Raw genomic sequence first — 17,325 nt, forward strand, 5'->3', positions numbered from 1 at the left:
TGCTACCGGCTCGACGCCGCGCCCGCACCTTTAGGCGCCTCCTTCCCGGGTGAGGCATATTTGACCAGGACTGTCGCGAGCTTTGCCGAGATGAGAGCGATGATGGAAATCGCAACGAGATAGATCGCGATATAGACGGGATGCGGCAGTTGCGCATCACGCATCAGGTGCCCGTAGATCTCGGTAAAGCCACGATGGCACATATAGATCGGGTAGGAGAGATAGCCGAGAAAAATGCCGAGCCGCTGCAGCTTGGCCGGCAATTCGAGCATCGTACCGGCAAGGACGACGAGCGGTGAGACCAGGATGCAGAACACCAGCGCATATTTCAGCGAGTAGGTGGGCAGAAATAGCAGGATGCAGATCGCCGCAATGGGCAGCAGGGCGGCATAGCTGTTCACCGTCCGGCCGGGCGCGGTTCGGCTTCGCAACCGATAGATGATCATTCCAAGGGTGAAAGAGAAGAAGACGCGGGCAAAGCCGCCATCCACCGATCGCCATTCCCAGCCGAGATCGAGCGATTTGTGGAAGAAAACCGAGCCGATCAGCATCGCCAGGGATACGGCGGCGATGAGGATGAGGCTTCGCGTTTTCAGCCTGAACAGCACGAGCGCGAATACGAGATTGGCCAGCAGCTCCCAAAACAGCGACCAGGCCGGGCCATTCAGCGGATAGAGCGGCCAGATATCTCCCGCCGATCGGGTCAGAAAGCTCGGGGAAGGCAGCATGAAGACGGTCGACAAAATGCTCGCACCAAGATCGGCCCGCCCGATGCCTGCTGCCTGCCAGTGCAGCAGCAACTGCACGAGACCGAAGACGCTGCCGATCAGGAAGAGCGGATAGAGGCGCGCGTAGCGTGCCTTCATGAAAGCCAGCATTGTCATGCCGCTCGCGAGCTTTTCGCCATAGGCCCTGGCGATGACGAAGCCGCTGAGCACGAAGAAGAAGTCGACAGCGATATAGGCCGAAGGAGCATAGGGCCTGTCCAAGTGATAGACGACAACGGCGAATGCCGCGAGGCCACGCATCGCATCCAGGGCGGCATATCTATGTCTTGTATTGTCAGCCGTCATGGGTTGAGACCTCGTTGGGTAACAGCGACGCTTGTGTCCTATCCGGCCGCGTGAGCACCGAAGAATTCATTTCGCAGGTTCTGATCCAACGGACGGACGCGCGAGAGATTGGCCAAGAGCTGGCGGGGGCGGCGCAGCACCGATGCATTCAGAAAATGCGTCCGGATAAGGTTGGAGGACTTACTGTGAGCGCCGCTGTGTCCGACCCGGTAGATGGCGCCGCGGAAGGGAAGCGACCCAAGCGGATGACCGGCGTCCGCAAGTATCTTGCCGATGCGCACATGGCTGCCGAGCATCGACTTGATGTAGTCGACATCGGCGTCCTCGAAGGTTGCCGGAAGCCCATAGAGGTCTGAGCGGATGATCAGCGAGGTGCCGCAGAAATTGGCAAAGTCATTGTGATGCAGCAGTAGCCGGCCGCCCTCGTTCCAGAGATAGCCGCGGTCGATCTTCCAGCCATTGGCGTTGCTGTTCCTGCCGGCAAACTCGACGATATTGGCGCTGACGAAATCATCGTCGTCGACGATCATGAAGAAGCGCGTGTCGCGGGCGGAAAGCATGCCGCTCAGCACCCGGCGCCCTTTGTCCAGCCGGAAGGCGTCATAGACCTTTTCCCGGTCGGCGCCGTTGATGTCGTGCAGCTGGTTTGGCGGAAATGAGACGCGCTCGACGGAGAATTTCGGCGGCAGGTCCGGCAGGTCGGCGCCCTCATTGGCGACGATCACGCCGCGCCAGTCGCCGTTGGACTGTCCGGAAATCGAGGCGATCGTTTGAGACAGCCGGCTTTTCAGCGAAGGCCAGTCATTGGAATTGGCCTGATGGCGAACCGGGATGATGAAAGTAACCAGTGTCATGACGCGCCCTTTTGACAGGAGGTACGGCTGTTTCGGAAGCTGAAGAGGCGTTGCCGGTTCAAGTCTTGCTTCGATCCGGCGTCCGCGACGGCTGCTATTGGGTTCTTGCGCGGCGACCCTGCAGGGTCGTGCGCACAAGAAAGAGGATCCTTTCCCTGCATAGAAGAAAGATCAGGGCCGAATAGGTGATGCCGCCGACGAGGATCTCGGTGACGAGACGGGCGGCCATGGACCAGTCGCTCAAGGCCGACGATGTTGCCAAGACTGCGACGAGCATGCCGAGATAGGCCGCGATCGGCCTCAGGAACTGGCCGAAATATTCAGGGATGCTCAGCCCGATCAAACGGGAGACCATCCACAGCGTCGCCGGCCAAAGCATCAGCACTTCGAGCATCAGCGCAAAGACGATGGTCGAGACGCCATATGGGTAGAGAACAAACACAGTCAGAATGGTGACGATGTTGCGCACCAGCTGGTAGTAGAACCACCAGTCGGATTTGCCCTGGCTGGTAATCAAGGATGCCTGGATCACGCCGATGCCGCCCATGAGGCCGATCACGCAGAAGAAGCGAACCGGCCAGATGGCCGCCGTCCAGTGAGCGCCGAAGATCAGCGGAATGGCATCGTCGGCGACGGCTGCGAGCCCCATGAAGGCGGGAAAGGATACCAGCGAGCAGCCGAAGGTCGCCATGAGGAAGGCTTCGCGGACCTTGTTCTGATCGTGCTGTAGCGACGAGAGCAGCACATGGCTCACCGAGGTCAGGCCGCCGGCAACGACATTGTTGAGCATCTCGTAGAGCCGCCGGGCAAAATTATAGATACCGAGAGCGGCAGGGCTCACCAGCATGCCGATGATCAGCTGGTCGAGGTTCATGGTCTGCAGGAAGCGGTTGCCGGAGGCGAAAATGCCGTAATGCAGCAGCTCTTTCAGGCTCGAGAGCTTGATCCGGATGCCGGGCAGCCATTTCGCGCCCCAGAAGGCCGCGATGCAGGCTGCGGCGGGTGCGGCGATCTGTGCGATCGCAAGCGCCCACAGGCCGAAGCCGGCGAAGATCAGCGACAGGCAGATGACTGCAGAGACGAAGGTGGCGATCGCGGTACGCACGGCCGCCAGATGAAAGGACATCGTCCTGCCGATCAAGGCATTGGGAACGATGATCATCATGTCGAAGAAGATCTTCAATCCGATAATCGTCAGCAGGTTGACGATCTCGTCATGGCCGACCCAGTGGGCAACGGTCGGAGACAGTGCAAACAGCGCGGCGTAGAGAATGGCGGCCGAGAAGAAGGAGAGCCAGAAGACGGTATCGAGATGGCTGCGCCGGATCGACTTCTGCTGGATCAGCGCTTCGCCGAAGGCGGTGGGGCCAAAGCCGGCGGTGAAGCTGACGACGGCGAAGGCGAGCGCAACGAGGCCGAAATCTTGCGGCAGAAGAAATCGCGACGTGACGACAAAGACGAGACTGTTGAGCGCTGTCGGGATCAGCGTGTCCAGCGCCGACCAGAATGCGCCCCTCAGCGCGGCGCGCGATCGGTTTTCGCTTAGATGCTCAAAGACGATTTCATCCGCTTCGGAAGCCAGCAATCGTATACCTCGCCTTCTGGATTTTCGACCGACGCAGGCGCTACCCGGCATCGGCCAATTGCCGCTCCGCTATCTTTCGATGGATCGGGCGGCGTTCTGGAGGCTTGATCTAGGCCAGCTCTTCGATTTGTCTAGGGACGATTGTTGCATTGCAACATTACATTGCCAAAAAGTTTCTGCGATCGAGATAAACGCGAATGCTCACCGCATCGTCACTGTGCGGCGGAGCGAACCTTGGGTGCCTCATCCCATTCGATGTCGGGCGCGAGTTCGGCGTCGTCGTCGGGCTCGTTCATGACATAGAGATAGCCGTCGAGCATATCGCAGGCGCGTTCACTGGCGCCGATCTTTGCTTCCGTTTCGCTGATTGCAGTGGCGATCGCCTTGATGCGTGCGCGCAGCATGTGGCCGACCACATCCTTGCCCGGGCGCTTTCCGAGACGGTCGAGATGAAGGCCGATGCGGTTGGAGTGACGCTCCAGCTCGCTCTTGCTGAAATGCGCCTTGCGGATCTCCTCGAGCAGAGCCGCCCGCATCTTGGCGACGGGATCGAAGGTGCCGGGCTCGCGCTCGTCGAGGACCATTTCGGTGATAAGCTTTTCGATGGCAACCAGCGCCTGAAGATCGACGGCGTCCGTCAATTCGACATCGTAGCCGGTGTCGTCGAACACTTTGCGGCGCGTGGGGTCGAGAAGCAGCTCGTAGGCCTTCTGCAATTGCGAGAAGGCATCCGTGTCCCCGCCTGAATCCGGATGTGCCGCCTTTGCCCGCTTGCGATAGGCCGCCTTGATCTGCTCTTCGCCCGCATCGCGTGCAACGCCGAGAATATCGTAGGGATCAGTCACTCCAGCTCCTGCCGCCGCTTCGTCCTGTCTCGGGGGCCAAGCCCCTCATTGTTGGTTTCACTGGCAGGCAAATAAGTCCGCCATCGGGCCGTTCCTGTCCGCCTAGGGAAATCTTTGTACCATCACAACGGCGGAGTTTGGACAAAAACTGCTTCTTGTCAAAGCCGATGCGGAGTCTTCTGTGGAGGATGGTCGCGATTGTCAAGCAACCCATCAGCGTTTCGTTTCTCGATCGCACCGGGGTGGTCAGGTGCCAAGCTGCCTCTGCCAGGGCACAAGGTGCAGGCCCACTCTTGCGGGCCGCGGCACGAAAAACCCCGCCTCCGCAAGCGGAAACGGGGCTTTTGGCTGTTATGAGCTTCGACGTCAGGCGGCCGAGAACGGCACGGCGACGAAGGTCTTGGCGCCGTCGCGCTCGATCAGGAGCAGGACGGATTTGCGGCCATCCTTACCGGCCTTGGCGACGGCCGTCTGGACGTCATGGGCGTTGCGGACCGGCTGATCGTTGACCGAGACAATGATGTCGCCGGTCTGGATGCCGGCTGCCGCGGCCGACTTGTCCGGATTGACGCTGGCAACGACGGCGCCCTCGACGCCATGCGGCAGGTTCAGCTGCTGGCGGACATCGGGCGTCAGGTTGGCGAGGCCGACACCTATGCTTGGCTGGTTGGAAGGCTGGACCTTGCCGTCACCACTGTCGTTTGCGGCCTGCTTGCTGTCGTCATTGCCGCCGATGGTGACGCTGACATCCATGCTCTTGCCGTCGCGCCACAAGGTGACGGAGCGCTTGTCGCCGGGAGCGAGATCGGCAACCAGCCGCGACAGGTCCTTCGGCGTCTTGACGGTTTCGTTGCCGACGGCGGTAACGATATCGCCGCTCTTGATGCCGGCGCGTGCTGCCGGCGTGTCGTCGTTAACGTTGGCGATGAGCGCACCCTGAGCCTGCGACAGGCCCATGGCGTTGGCGACATCGGAGGTCACCGGCTGGATCGCGACGCCGAGATAGCCGTGATCGATCGAGCCGTTCTTTTCCAGCTTTGCGACGATCGACTTGGCTTCGTCGGAGGGAATGGCGAAACCGACGCCGACGCTGCCACCATTCGGCGAATAGATGGCCGTATTGATGCCAACGACATTGCCTTCGCGATCAACCAGCGGGCCGCCGGAATTGCCGTGATTGATCGGTGCGTCGATCTGGATGAAGTCGTCATAGGGGCCGCTATGCAGGTCGCGGCCGCGAGCCGAAACGATGCCGGCGGTAACGGTCGTACCGATGCCGAAGGGGTTGCCGATCGCCAGAATCTGGTCGCCGAGCTTCAATTTGTCAGAGTCACCCCAGGCGATGGTCGCCAGCGGCTTCGGCGCCTTGATCTTTAGGACGGCAAGATCCGATTTGGCATCGGCACCCAGCAGCTTGGCGGGAACTTCGGTGCCGTCGTCGAGGGTTACCTTGATGTCAACCGCGTTCTGAACCACGTGGTTGTTGGTGACGATGATGCCGTCAGGGCTGATGATGAAGCCGGAGCCGAGCGCCATGGCGTGCTGGTTCTGCTGCTGGTGCGGCATCTGCTTCGGGAAGGGGATGCCCTGGTTTTCGAAGAATTGGCGGAACTGCTCGTCCATCGGCGAGTTGCTGCCGTCGGTGCTGGTGTCGGTCGCCTTCATGGTGGTGGTGACGGTGACGACGGCGGGCTTGTCGGCATCGACGATAGCAGCGAAAGAGCCGCCGGGCACGATGATGCCGGCAGGTTCGGCGGCAGAGGCGATGGCAGCGGAGGTACTGAAGGCAAAAGGCAATGCGCCTGCGCCGACGATGATGGCGGCGCCTACGATGGCGGCGGTGCGATGTTTGCGGAGGAGAGATGACATGGCAAAAGTCCCTTGCGAGATTGTTGGCGAATTGGCGTCTTGTCCATGTCCGGGACAGGCGTCGAATGGGGCCGCGTCAATTCGTTCGGGGAACCTTGGTTTCCCGCCTTTACTCCAGGGAAGTGAAGTATAAAAATGAATTGGCGCTGATGAACAATATGATCCGCCAATCGACTTTTACAAATTAAATATTGATCATGTTTTTATTGCAAAAATTTAAGATATTACATGAATTTAATGTTCGTCGGCCGGAATTTCCCCATATTTAGCTTTGCGGCACCGGCCATCTTTTAAGGGCTTCCATTCCAAGCTCGGTCAGCGCGTAAATGCCGCGGTCGATGCGCTCGAACCAACCATAGACGTTATCTCTCAGGATTTGCGGGGCCTTCGGTGCTGCTTCGCGCATGTCCTTGGGGCGCTGCACCCCGTTTTCGAGCGCCGCCGCGCAGACCAGAGCCTGTTGCCGATAGGCCGTCATGATCGGTTTGCGCGTGCTGCCGCCAAGGGCCGGGTCACCCTTGCGCCGGCGATGTTCCTCAACAAGGCGTGATCTGCGCCGCGCATTTTTGCGGGGCATCGGCGCGACGGGGCTGACGACGATATCGACGACATCGCTGTCCGATACCGTCAGCATGCCAAAACCCAGCCGGCGGCAAAGGTCGCGGAAGCGGCGATCACTCTCCCGTCCCTTGCCCTTTACCGAGACTCGGGCGGCGATCCAGACTTCATCGCTGGCAGCAGCGCGATCGACGGCCTGCAGGATCAGTTCGAGATTGAAACTCATCTTCAACTCGCAAATGACGACGACGGGCGGCTCGCCATCATTCAGCCCCACGAGATCACAGCCGCCGATCTCGCCTTTCACGGCGTAGCCGGCCGCTTCGAGAAATGACTTGATCGGAAGATATAGCGCCGTTTCCAAATCCGCCTCCGGGCTTTTCACATCCGGATGAGGTTTAGCCGATTCGGTTAACCAGAAGGTCGATAGAGGTGAGAAGGCGGTTTTTGCTGTGAGACCGATTATCGCGAGCGAATGAAAAGAGACCGATAGTGCGGGCCCTTTTCCATTCACGATTGGCTCAGGCCTTGAAATCCAGCTTGACGTCGCATGTGCCTATCGAGGCTGGTAGCAGCGGCTTGCGGATGCGCTGACCGAACTGCCGCTTGAAGCCGAAGATGTTGCCGATCAGGCTCTTGGTATAGAGGCCGGGACCGCTGGAATAGATGCGCCAGCCGCCATCGACGGCAATATCGCCCGCCTTGACGCGCGCCCATTCCGACGAAGCCCGATAGCGGTCGTCGAAGGCCGCGTCGCTGCTGCTGAAATAGGTATTGCGTTGGCGGAGCGCCGCATGCTCGACGCGGCCGCTGACTGCGATCGGATTGGCGAGCGCGAGGGCTGCCCACACAGCTTCTGCATCGTCGTCGAGCGCCAACGCCTCGCAGTAGCGCAGATGCGCATGCACATACATGAGCCCGATCTCGCGGCCGAAGAAGGATGAGGATTCGGCGCGGCGGAACAGCTTTTCCGGGCCGCCGGAATAGGTCGCCGGCTTTTCCATCAACCGCACGCCATCCGGGAAGAGCAGGTTCTCGCGGATGATCTTCATGTGGGCATGGCGCTGATCCCTGGTGAACAGGCCGCCGATCATCGGCTGGGTCATTGCGATCAGCGAATAGTGCAGACCGGTTCTGGTATCCTCAGGATGCAGCAGCAATTCGACGCCGTCATGGCTCGGATCGAAGACGCCGTAGCCGGCGACGATGCCGTCGCGCATCAGCAGCCGGTTGAAATCGGCGCGCATGGCGACGGCCGTTGCTTGAAGCGACTGGGCCTCCTCGTTACGGCTGGCAAGGGTCAGGATGTTGGCGTAGCGCACCAGCTGTTCGTACAGCAGTGAAACGGTCCAGCTGCTGACCATCCAATCTCGCAGATGCGGATCAGCCGGCTGCAGGCTGTCGTTCCAGTCGCCCTCGCCATAGCGGATGAGGCTCGTGCCGGGCACGAAGCGGCTGCGCACGGTGTCCAGCAGCTTTTCGATATGATCGGAGATCGTTGCGCGCTCCGAAGTGAGCTGCATGCTGTCGTCGGCGCGCCATGGCACTGTTTCGGCAAGGAAGGCGATGTCGCCGGTTGCCTCGATGTAATCGCAGAGCGCCTTTAGCGGCCAGACGACGATATCGCCATGCGCTTCGCCGGCGCGGATATTGGCGTAGGGCTCCAGCATGAACCATTGCGGCCAGTCGCCACGGTCCCGATACTGCTCGGAAAAGAGCGTGCTGAGGATCTGCCGGGCCTCTTCATCATGCTCATAGGCGAGCAGGAATTCGATCGGCCCCTGGCAAACGTCACGCGTTCCCCAGGCAGCACCCGTATATTGCTCCAGCCCGTGCGGCACGCTCAGATGCACGATCGCATCATGCGCGATCCAGGGCAGCATGACGGCCTGTGCCGCCACATCGCGGCCATCGCCTTCAATGCGTGCGTCTCGGGTCACATGGCTCCAGAAGCGCTGCGCCGGCGCCAGCATCTCCTCGCTTTCGACACCGGCGCTGTAGCGTGCAGCGAGCGCTTCCGCGGCTTCCGGATCGGTCATCGATCCTGTGACGGCAAAGCGCAATTCCTTGGCCGGATGCGATTTCAGGGCGATGAACGGGCCGTTGCGGGCTGCGCCGTCGCTATAGAGCAGCTCATCGCCGCCGACTGTCTCGAAAGCATCGGGCGTTGAGGTCACGAGATGGTAGCCGGCCTTCGGATAGCGATCCCACAGCCACGACGGCTGCGGGCGGAAGGAGATGCGCTTGGCCGCTGCGTCGACCGCGATATTGGCAACCGCTTCATAGTCGCGCTCGCCGAGCACGATATGGCCGAATACGAGGAAGCGGCAGGCGGTTCCTTCGACCGATACGCTCCATTGCATGGCCGGATCATCGCCCGAAGCGATGGCCGACACGGTGATGGTTCGGCCGGAAAGCCGGTAGATCCAGCCGGTATCGCTAAGGCCCATCTCGAAGGCTGCCGGCACGCCGAGCAGGCGCCAGCCATCGCCGAGATCGACGAGGATGCGCAGGCCGCTTGATCGCGTCAGATTGTATGGATCGCGCGAGACGGAGAACAGCTTGTGGAAGGATGTGTTGCCGATGGTCAACTGCGCGGCAAAAATGCCCTGCATCCAGCAGGTGGCGGCCAGCGTCTGGTCGTCGAGCAGCATGTTTTGCCCGCTGCGGACGATGGCGCCGTGACGGCGAGCCACCAGTTGCTCCTTCTCGCGGAGCACGACATGCCTGTTGTGCGGCCCATCCGGGACGAAGAAGGAGATCAGCTTTCCGTCGGCATACTCTTCCAGCATACGCTTGGGGTAGAGGGCGTCGATCGTCGCCTGATCGAGGCTGTCGCTCTCGGCAAGAGGCGCCTCTTGTACGAGGCTTCGCGCAGGCTGCGCGGCGGTAATGGTGTCCATTGCCAATTCGCCTTGAAGCTTCGGCAAGCCGTTGAGATGGGCTAGATCGGCATCGCTGGAAGCGGCCGGATGATTGGCAATGAAGAGGCCGAAGAAGGTCGTCGTAGCTATCGCAGCCGGCGCGAGTGAAAGCGGCTTTGACTGGATTGCCGGGCAGGCGACCTCGTGCTGGCGACGTGCGCTCGGCAGGCTGGTGCCGAAGTCCCGCACCATGACGCCGTCATTGCCCTTGGAGGGCACGAGGAGCTGGATTGCATCGGTCGCGTAAGCCGCCGTGCCTTCGAGGCAGCCCTGCGCGAGCCACGGATTTCGGCCGCCACCCTGCTTGAGGTTCTGCCGGTTCATGATGACAGGACCGAAGGCGGCGTGGCTGGCAATGTGATGATCGATATATTGCGAGGCATAGGCTTCGCTGTTCATCAGGAAGCCGCGATCGCCAAGGCCGACATCCTGAACGAGGACGAGATCGGCCGAAAGCGCCGCATTGGTGCTGTTTTCCAGTGAGACCTGCCAGAACCATGCGGTCTGGCTCGGATGCAGCCGCAGGCTGACCGTGTGCCTTACGCCGGCCGTCTCGCCGCTCCAGGAAAAGCCGCTGCCGCTATGGCCGAACTGTACCGCAGCCTTCGGACCGACGATTTCAGCCGTTGCCGGCTTGGTGCCGCCGACGCGCAGGTAGAGCCGGCCGATGCCGCCGTAAACAGGCGAACCGAGCACCTGATTGATCATGATCCCGCCCTGCTGGTCGGCGAAATCTAACGAGAACAGCGTGCCGTTCGGCAAAGCCGAAGCGGAAAGACCGGCACTGTTGCCAAGCGTGATAAGACCGAGTTCTTCGCGACGGGGCGTTTGAAAGCTGCGATTGGCGTCGGAGGACATAAGCGGTGTCTCGCTGATTCATGGATCGGATTTGGTGCACTAGATCATAAGGCGACGCCCGATCATAGGAGGCAATTCGCCATTCATCCGCGCAATCTTTCGTGACGATTTACAAGCGATACCTACCCCGATCCGGCGCGATGCGCCGGATATCTCGAGAAAAGCGCGCTTCAAGTTCAGTGATGCGGAGGCTCGGCAACCTGATTGGCCGTGCGAAGGACGGTCGACAGATCGGCGTCTTCGAAAGCTTCCTTGGAGATGCCTTTCACCTTGAACGTCCTGCTTTCGCCGGGGGCGAGATTGACCAGCATGTCGTCGACTTCGGCATTCGGGCTGACGCGATCGACGAACAGGCAGACATCGCGCAAAAGCGACTGCGCGGTGATGGTGACAGCGATCCCTTCCGGCGTCTGGACGCTCTCAATGTCGAAGCGCGGCTTCGGATATTGCAGCTTCATATCTTTCTCGAAGAACCACCAGGCTTCGGCATCGCCAAGGCGGGCGCGCAAAAATTCCCGTCTGGGATCACCGGGCGTCGCAATGTCGCTTGGGATCTCGATATCGGTATTTTCGAAGCGATCGCACAGGATGCGCCAGACGTGGTGGCGGGCAAGCACCGTGCCGTTGAAGTCGAAGCGTTCGACGGTGAAGGGCACACGCCAGAACAGGGTTGCGTCATTGACGGCAACGGCGGCAAGTCCATCGCCGCGCGGCTGGATGGTGAGGAGATGCGGTGCATAGCTGTGGCGCAGCGCATACCAGAGCGGCTTCTTCCTGCCGGCGCCATCGACTGCTGCCCAGGAGGTGACGGGCCAGCAATCGTTGAGCTGCCAGACGATGGTGCCCATGCAGGTCGGCCGATGCGAGCGCATGTGATCGATGCCGTAGCTGATCGCGCGTGCTTGATTGAGCTGTGTGACAAAGAGCCAATCGTCGAAATTTCGCGGATGTGGGAACCAACCTTCCAGGCCCTGCAGCAGCTTGTCGTTGCCGCTGGTCGCTTTCTGATGATGCAGTACGCCCGGCGAGGCCGGCGCACGGTCTTTCTCGCGAACGGATTGGGCAAGCGTCGCAAAGGTCGGCGGCGCCTGCCATCCGAATTCGGAGCAGAAGCGCGGGATATAGTTGCGGTAGGTCTCGTAGCCCACCTCGTTCCAGACGTCCCAGATGTGCTTGCAGCCATGTTCGTCTGCGTTCGGCGCGATCTCCATGGAGCCGGAATAGGGGCTGCCCGCCCAATAAGGACGCATCGGATCGATCTCGGCGACCAGCTTCGGCAGGAGATCGAGATAGTAGCCGGCGCCCCAGGGGCGGTTGCCGAGCACATCCTGCCAGCCCCAGTCGAAATAGCCCCAGATATTCTCGTTGTTGCCGTTCCAGATGACCAGCGAGGCGTAGGGCATGAGCCTTGTGATCGCTTCGCGCGCTTCCGCCTCGATTTCGCTATAGACCGGTTCTTCTTCGGGATACGTGGCGCAGGCAAACAGAAAGTCCTGCCAGACCATGATGCCGGCGGCGTCGCATTCCTCGTAGAACGTATCGGTCTCGTAGATGCCGCCGCCCCAGACGCGCAGCATATTCATATTGGCGTCGCGGGCCTGGGCAATCCTGTCGCGGTAGCGCTCGCGGGTCACGCGCGGCAGGAAGCAATCGTCGGGGATCCAGTTGGCGCCGCGGGCAAAGACAGGCACGTCGTTGACGACGAGCGTGAAGGCCGAGCCGATCTCATCCGGCGTCGTATCCAGCCGCACGGAGCGGAAGCCCACGCGGCGCTTCCAGCCGTCGAGTGCCGCACCGTCCGAGCCGAGCAGCTGCAAATCGAGATCGTAAAGCGGCTGGCCACCCATCCCATGCGGCCACCAGACCTGCGGATTATCGATGCGGCATTCGATCAGCGCGTGAGTTTCGCCCTGCGCCACGCGAACTTCAGCGCGCTTGCCGCCGATAGACAAGAAGAGCGCCACGCTGTCGGTGCCTGTCTCCGCCCATTCGATCTCGACATGCAGGCGGGCAACGCCCTGGCTACCTTGCAGCGTGATTTCCGGGCGGATGGTGCCGAGGCGCGCTTTCGACCAACTCTCGATGGTAATCGGCTTCCAGATGCCTGAGGTGACGACCGACGGCCCCCAGTCCCAGCCGAAATTGCAGGCCATCTTGCGGATGAGATTGCTCGGGCCGGGATAATTTTGGGGGATATCGGCGGCGCTGCCGAGCTGCTTGCGCACGTCCTCGCCATGCTCGTAGGCCGATTGGAAATCGACGATCAGTTCGTTGCGGCCGCTTTTGAGGTGGTCGCCGATGTCGAAGCGATAGCTGCGGTGCATGTTGCGCGTTTCGCCGAGCACATTGCCGTTCAGCTCCAGGCGCGCTGCCGTATCGAGGCCTAGGCATGAGAGATCGATGCGCTCGGCGTCCTCGTCGTCCCAATCGAACGCCAGACGATAGCGCCAGGCCGAGCGACCGATCCAATCCTGCGAGATCTCGTTGACGTCGAGATAGGGATCGGTGATCAGTTGCGCCGCCATCAGGTCGAGATGCACGTTGCCGGGGACCGCTGCAGGGATGGTGTTGGGCAGGGCCGGTGCGCTGGAGGGCGCGCGAAGGCGCGAGATGGTCCAGCCGGTGTCGAGCGTCTGTCTTTTCATGTCATGTGTCCGTGATGAAATGGATGTCTCAAACAGCCTTTGGCGCGATGAAGAGCAGGCCTGCCTGCAGATGGCGGTTCATGTGGTAGGCGTAGGCGATTCGATCCCGGCGCTTCAGCGCTTTGATGAGATCGCGATGCTGGCCGTGCGCGTGGCCCAACCGATGATCCATCGCCGAGGGCTTCCTCCCGATGTCATCCATCTCCACCACCATCCGTCCTCCACTGCTCGAAGACATATTGTTGGTCAACGAAAGCTGTCAAGCCGACCGGGCGGCGATATCGGAGCGAAAGGTTGTGGTGCTAGTGGGATTTCGAGCGATGCCGAGGATGGCGCGGCCTGCCTTGCAAATGCTCGCTCCTTCTGTCGATACCGCCTTGGGCAGCCTGCTTCTGCCCGCAAATGCCTGTCTTCGTGGCTTCTGTATCAACGACTTCCTCGTGCCTTCAGAAAAATAATAAAAAATAGATCTGTCCTGTCGGAAAGTCGTCTATGCCGACGTCCTTGGGTCAGCCCATCGCAAGGGGCGCCACAAGCAATCTCGTTCGCAAGGAGACGAACATGACTGATGCAGCAGAACAGAAGCAATCCTCCCAGCCCCGCGTGCCGGTTCGCGGCGGCGTGGTGGCCTATCTGACCGTGGATGGCGCGGTCAAGGCGGCCGAATTCTACAAGCGCGCCTTCGGCGCCGAGGAGGCCTTCATGTTTCCGGTCGATGAAAAGGGCCGGACGATGCACATCCATCTCTATATCAACGGCAGCTCGGTCATGCTTGGCGATGCCTATCCCGAATATGGCCACGCATTGGAGAAGCCGCAGTCCTTCGTGATGCAGTTGGTAGTCGAAGACTTCGACGCGTGGTGGAAGCGTGCCGTCGACGCCGGGCTGGAGGTCGTCGTCGAGCCGCAGGTGATGTTCTGGGGCGATCGCTGGGGTCAGATGCGCGATCCCTTCGGGGTCATCTGGGCCATGAACGCGCCCGTCAACGAGTGATGATGGAATGCCCTCGGTGCAGGCTTGTACCGAGGGCATGTTCTGACTGCTATCGCGAGATTTCTATGCCGCGAGCAAGGTCCTCATCAGCGGATGACCGGTGTCCATAAGACCATCCAGCACTGAGAAATGATGTTTGTCCGGCTCGACCACGGCTTCCGTCGCGGCGCCAAGGCCGGTCCAGATATTGGCGAGCAGCGCATTCTGGCGGATGAATTCGGCGCGTTCGGCGCCGCCAACCCAGCAGGTCAGGCGAATGGCGTCGACCGGCTCCAGCAGGGCCGGGCTTTCGGCTCTTGCTTCGGCGTCATCGATACGAAGCTCTTTGTTCATTTTGCGCTTCATGATCGGGCGCAGATCGTGGACACCGGAAATCGCAAGCACGTGACGAATACGCCCAAGGATCATCTCGCCAAGCGGCGACGTCGTCGTCATCATCCGGGCGACGAGCTGACCGCCGGCTGAGTGACCTGTCAGAATGATGGGGCCACCGACCATCTCGGCCGCAGCCGTGATCGCCGCTGCGATCTCCTTGCCGATTCCGCCGATGCGATTTTGCGGGCAAAGCGTGTAGGACGGAATTGCGACTGCATAGCCGGCCGTGACCGAACCCGCCGCCAGATGTGACCAATAGCTTTTATCCAGCTGCAGCCAGTAGCCGCCATGAACGAAGACCACCAAACCTTTCGGCTCCCCTTCGGGCAGAAAAAGGTCGAAGCGATTGCGCTCACCGGGACCATAGGCAAGGTCGAGTTTTGCGCGGCCGGCCGCAGCCATGCTGTCTCGGAAGGATCGAGCCGGCTCGATCCAGGCCTCCGGCCATTGGTCGCCATCGACGATGTAGGCGCTATTGGTATAGGCGCTGTCCCAATCGGTGAGTTTGAAATAGCTCATCTGCAACTCCTCTGGCCGGCGACCGGTAAAACTGGATCAGGTCACCGCCGAGCGAACGGCAAAGCGCTGATCGCGCCAGGATCCGCTGCTCAAAATCTCTTCCAGTACCGAAGCTGCCAGCCATACGTCGCGATAGCTGACATAGAGCGGGGTAAAGCCGAAGCGCAGTGTCGAGGGCGCGCGGAAGTCGCCGATGACGCCGCGCTCGATCAGCGCCTGCATGATCTCATAGCCATTGCTGTGGGTGAAGGAGACCTGGCTGCCGCGTTTCTCGCTGTCACGCGTGGTGTCCAGAACGACGCCATACTGGCCGCATTTCGCTTCGACCAGCCGGATGAAGAGATCGCTGAGCGCTATGCTTTTCTGGCGCAGCGCGTTCATGTCCACTTCGTCCCATATGGAGAGGGCACCCTTCAGCGCTCTTAAGGACAGGATGGGTTGTGTGCCGCAAAGAAAACGCTTGATGCCGGCATCGCCGTCAAAGTTTCGCTCGAAAGCAAAGGGGCGGGCATGGCCCCACCAGCCGCTGAGCGGCTGGGCGATCGATGCGAGATGGCGGCGGGCTGCATAGATGAAGGCCGGAGCGCCGGGGCCGCCATTCAGATATTTATAGGAGCAGCCGACGGCAAAGTCGGCACCCGCGCCGTCGAGATCCACAGGAAGCGCGCCGGCACTGTGGCAAAGATCCCAAATGACCAGTGCTCCGGAGGCCTGGATGCGCTTTGTCAGCGCTGCCATGTCGCGCAACTCGCCGCTCTTGTAGTTGACATGATTGACGAGCACGACGGCGACATTCTCGTCGATCAGTTCCTCGATAGTGTCGGCATCGCGACCTTCGAGACGGAGCGTGACACCCGGACGGGTCGAAGCGACGCCCTCGGCCATATAGAGATCGGTCGGGAAACTATCGCCCTCGGCAACGATAACGTTGCGGCTTGGCCGCATCGTCAGAGCGGCATGAAGCGTCTTGTAGATGTTGATCGACGTCGAGTCGGTCACCACGGTCTGGCCTTCGGCGGCGCCGATCAGCCGGCCGATGCGGTCGCCGAGTTCGAGTGGCAGGTGAAACCATCCGGCGCTGTTCCAACTGCGGATCAGGCCGTTCCCCCATTCCTCCATGGCAGCCTGCCGCACTTCGGCAAAGACTTCGTGTGATGCCGCGCCGAGCGAGTTGCCGTCGAGATAGATGACGCCCGCCGGCAAGGCAAAGCGGCTGCGGAAGGCGCGCAGCGGGTCGGCCTCGTCCATAGCCTCGATGGCTGCGAGATCGGGAAGGCTGTCCATGATGCTGTTGCCTCTTGATTTATTCGCGAATGGTTTCCCGGGCGACTGCCCCGCCGCGGCTGCGGCGGATGCTGGGCAGTGCGAGCATGATGAGCACGAAGAGGCCCGTGGCGAGCTTCAGGTTCGGCGGCGGCATGCCGGCGGCGAGACACAGCGATACCAGCTGATAGTAGATGATCGATCCTACGAATGGGGCCAGCAGCTGTCGCAGCACGGTTTGCTTGCCGGTGAAAGCTTCGCCGATCATGAGGGCAGCAAGGCCGTTGATCAGGATGCCGATACCCATATTGACGTCGGCAAAGCCTTGCGACTGCACCATCAAGGCGCCACTGGCAGCGGAAAAAGCGCTGGCGATACCGACGCCGCCGATGGTGGCAGCCCAGACGTTGATGCCTTGCGCCTCTGCCATATCTGGATTGGAGCCGACGGCGCGCATGGCCGTGCCCTTTTCCGTCTTGAAGTAGAGATTGAGGGCGACCAACACGATGAGCGCGAGCAAGCCTGCAATGACGATCTTGCTTGCGGGAAAGCCTGGCTCGGTAAACGGCACGACGTCGAATACGGTTGGCGAACCGAAGACGGACAGGTTGGACTTGCCCATGATGCCGAGATTGACGCTGTAAAGCATGGTCGACATCAGAATGCCCGCAAGCAGCGTATGAATGCGGAAGCGTAGATGGATGAAGGCCGTGCAGCAGCCGGCGGCGAGGCCGACGACGAAGGCGACGGCAATGGCGAGCGGCGGCGCAACGCCGGCTGCCAGCAATATGCCGCAGACGCAGCCGCCGAGCGGAAACGCGCCTTCACTGGTCAGATCCGGAAAGCTCAGCATCCGGAAGGGAATCATGATGCCGAGGACGACGAAGCTCAGAATGAAGCTCTGCGCCAGCGTCACCGGGATGAGCGAGACGAAGCTCGAAACGGTAGTCTGAATGAAATCCAT

General features: G+C 60.9%; 13 protein-coding genes. 1 reads left to right on the top strand and 12 read right to left on the bottom strand.

Translation table 11 applies throughout. From position 1 onward, the window contains the following. Positions 1-2: 2 nt before the first annotated feature. From QD409_RS03515 to QD409_RS03555, 9 genes are all read right to left on the bottom strand, one after another. Entirely contained in the window at positions 3-1,073 is a 1,071-nt protein-coding gene (locus tag QD409_RS03515) for an acyltransferase family protein (protein WP_092845598.1), read from the bottom strand. Positions 1,074-1,111: 38 nt separating this feature from the next. Next, the gene (locus QD409_RS03520) at positions 1,112-1,927 is read right to left on the bottom strand and encodes a galactosyl transferase (RefSeq protein WP_092845600.1); all 816 of its coding nucleotides are present in this window, start codon (positions 1,925-1,927) and stop codon (positions 1,112-1,114) included. A 94-nt stretch (positions 1,928-2,021) separates the two neighbouring features. Continuing rightward, positions 2,022-3,512 (bottom strand): lipopolysaccharide biosynthesis protein, encoded by a 1,491-nt coding sequence (locus tag QD409_RS03525; protein ID WP_167667929.1) that lies wholly within the window; start codon positions 3,510-3,512, stop codon positions 2,022-2,024. Positions 3,513-3,724: 212 nt separating this feature from the next. Then, entirely contained in the window at positions 3,725-4,357 is a 633-nt protein-coding gene (locus QD409_RS03530) for a J domain-containing protein (RefSeq protein ID WP_092845602.1), read from the bottom strand. Positions 4,358-4,723: 366 nt separating this feature from the next. Further along, on the bottom strand, positions 4,724-6,226 hold the full coding sequence (locus tag QD409_RS03535; protein WP_092845604.1) for a DegQ family serine endoprotease: 1,503 nt from the start codon (positions 6,224-6,226) through the stop codon (positions 4,724-4,726). Between the two features lie 265 nt (positions 6,227-6,491). Next, on the bottom strand, positions 6,492-7,148 hold the full coding sequence (locus tag QD409_RS03540) for a DUF2161 domain-containing phosphodiesterase (RefSeq protein WP_092845606.1): 657 nt from the start codon (positions 7,146-7,148) through the stop codon (positions 6,492-6,494). A 157-nt stretch (positions 7,149-7,305) separates the two neighbouring features. Next, positions 7,306-10,566 carry a GH36-type glycosyl hydrolase domain-containing protein gene (locus tag QD409_RS03545; protein ID WP_430761898.1) on the bottom strand — a complete coding sequence of 1,087 codons (3,261 nt, stop codon included), beginning with the start codon at positions 10,564-10,566 and terminating at the stop codon, positions 7,306-7,308. A gap of 176 nt (positions 10,567-10,742) precedes the next feature. Beyond that, entirely contained in the window at positions 10,743-13,211 is a 2,469-nt protein-coding gene (locus tag QD409_RS03550; RefSeq protein WP_092845610.1) for a glycoside hydrolase family 2 protein, read from the bottom strand. A 28-nt stretch (positions 13,212-13,239) separates the two neighbouring features. After that, positions 13,240-13,425 carry a hypothetical protein gene (locus tag QD409_RS03555; protein ID WP_092845612.1) on the bottom strand — a complete coding sequence of 62 codons (186 nt, stop codon included), beginning with the start codon at positions 13,423-13,425 and terminating at the stop codon, positions 13,240-13,242. 347 nt (positions 13,426-13,772) lie between these two features. Between QD409_RS03555 and QD409_RS03560 the strand changes: the two genes are divergently transcribed. After that, positions 13,773-14,204, top strand: a complete 432-nt coding sequence (locus tag QD409_RS03560; protein WP_092845672.1) for a VOC family protein — start codon at positions 13,773-13,775, stop codon at positions 14,202-14,204. Between the two features lie 63 nt (positions 14,205-14,267). Here the strand turns inward: QD409_RS03560 and QD409_RS03565 are convergent, their stop codons facing one another. From QD409_RS03565 to QD409_RS03575, 3 genes are read right to left on the bottom strand one after another with little or no spacing between them, the layout of a single operon-like run. Next, entirely contained in the window at positions 14,268-15,098 is an 831-nt protein-coding gene (locus QD409_RS03565; RefSeq protein WP_092845614.1) for an alpha/beta hydrolase, read from the bottom strand. A 36-nt stretch (positions 15,099-15,134) separates the two neighbouring features. After that, a complete protein-coding gene (gene kynU / locus QD409_RS03570) occupies positions 15,135-16,382 on the bottom strand; it encodes a kynureninase (RefSeq protein ID WP_092845616.1) in 1,248 nt (415 codons plus the stop codon). 19 nt (positions 16,383-16,401) lie between these two features. After that, on the bottom strand, positions 16,402-17,325 hold the full coding sequence (locus QD409_RS03575) for an ABC transporter permease (RefSeq protein WP_092845674.1): 924 nt from the start codon (positions 17,323-17,325) through the stop codon (positions 16,402-16,404).

Source organism: Rhizobium sp. BR 315 (genome assembly GCF_050577975.1).
In the GTDB taxonomy this organism is placed as follows: Bacteria; Pseudomonadota; Alphaproteobacteria; order Rhizobiales; family Rhizobiaceae; genus Rhizobium; species Rhizobium miluonense.

Coding starts and splice junctions, on each gene's coding strand:
- QD409_RS03515 (WP_092845598.1), bottom strand. CDS start 1,073: ATGACGGCTGACAATACAAGACATAGATATGCCGCCCTGGATGCGATG.
- QD409_RS03520 (WP_092845600.1), bottom strand. CDS start 1,927: ATGACACTGGTTACTTTCATCATCCCGGTTCGCCATCAGGCCAATTCC.
- QD409_RS03535 (WP_092845604.1), bottom strand. CDS start 6,226: ATGTCATCTCTCCTCCGCAAACATCGCACCGCCGCCATCGTAGGCGCC.
- QD409_RS03545 (WP_430761898.1), bottom strand. CDS start 10,566: ATGTCCTCCGACGCCAATCGCAGCTTTCAAACGCCCCGTCGCGAAGAA.
- QD409_RS03550 (WP_092845610.1), bottom strand. CDS start 13,211: ATGAAAAGACAGACGCTCGACACCGGCTGGACCATCTCGCGCCTTCGC.
- QD409_RS03555 (WP_092845612.1), bottom strand. CDS start 13,425: ATGGTGGTGGAGATGGATGACATCGGGAGGAAGCCCTCGGCGATGGAT.
- QD409_RS03560 (WP_092845672.1), top strand. CDS start 13,773: ATGACTGATGCAGCAGAACAGAAGCAATCCTCCCAGCCCCGCGTGCCG.
- QD409_RS03565 (WP_092845614.1), bottom strand. CDS start 15,098: ATGAGCTATTTCAAACTCACCGATTGGGACAGCGCCTATACCAATAGC.
- kynU (WP_092845616.1), bottom strand. CDS start 16,382: ATGGACAGCCTTCCCGATCTCGCAGCCATCGAGGCTATGGACGAGGCC.
- QD409_RS03575 (WP_092845674.1), bottom strand. CDS start 17,325: ATGGATTTCATTCAGACTACCGTTTCGAGCTTCGTCTCGCTCATCCCG.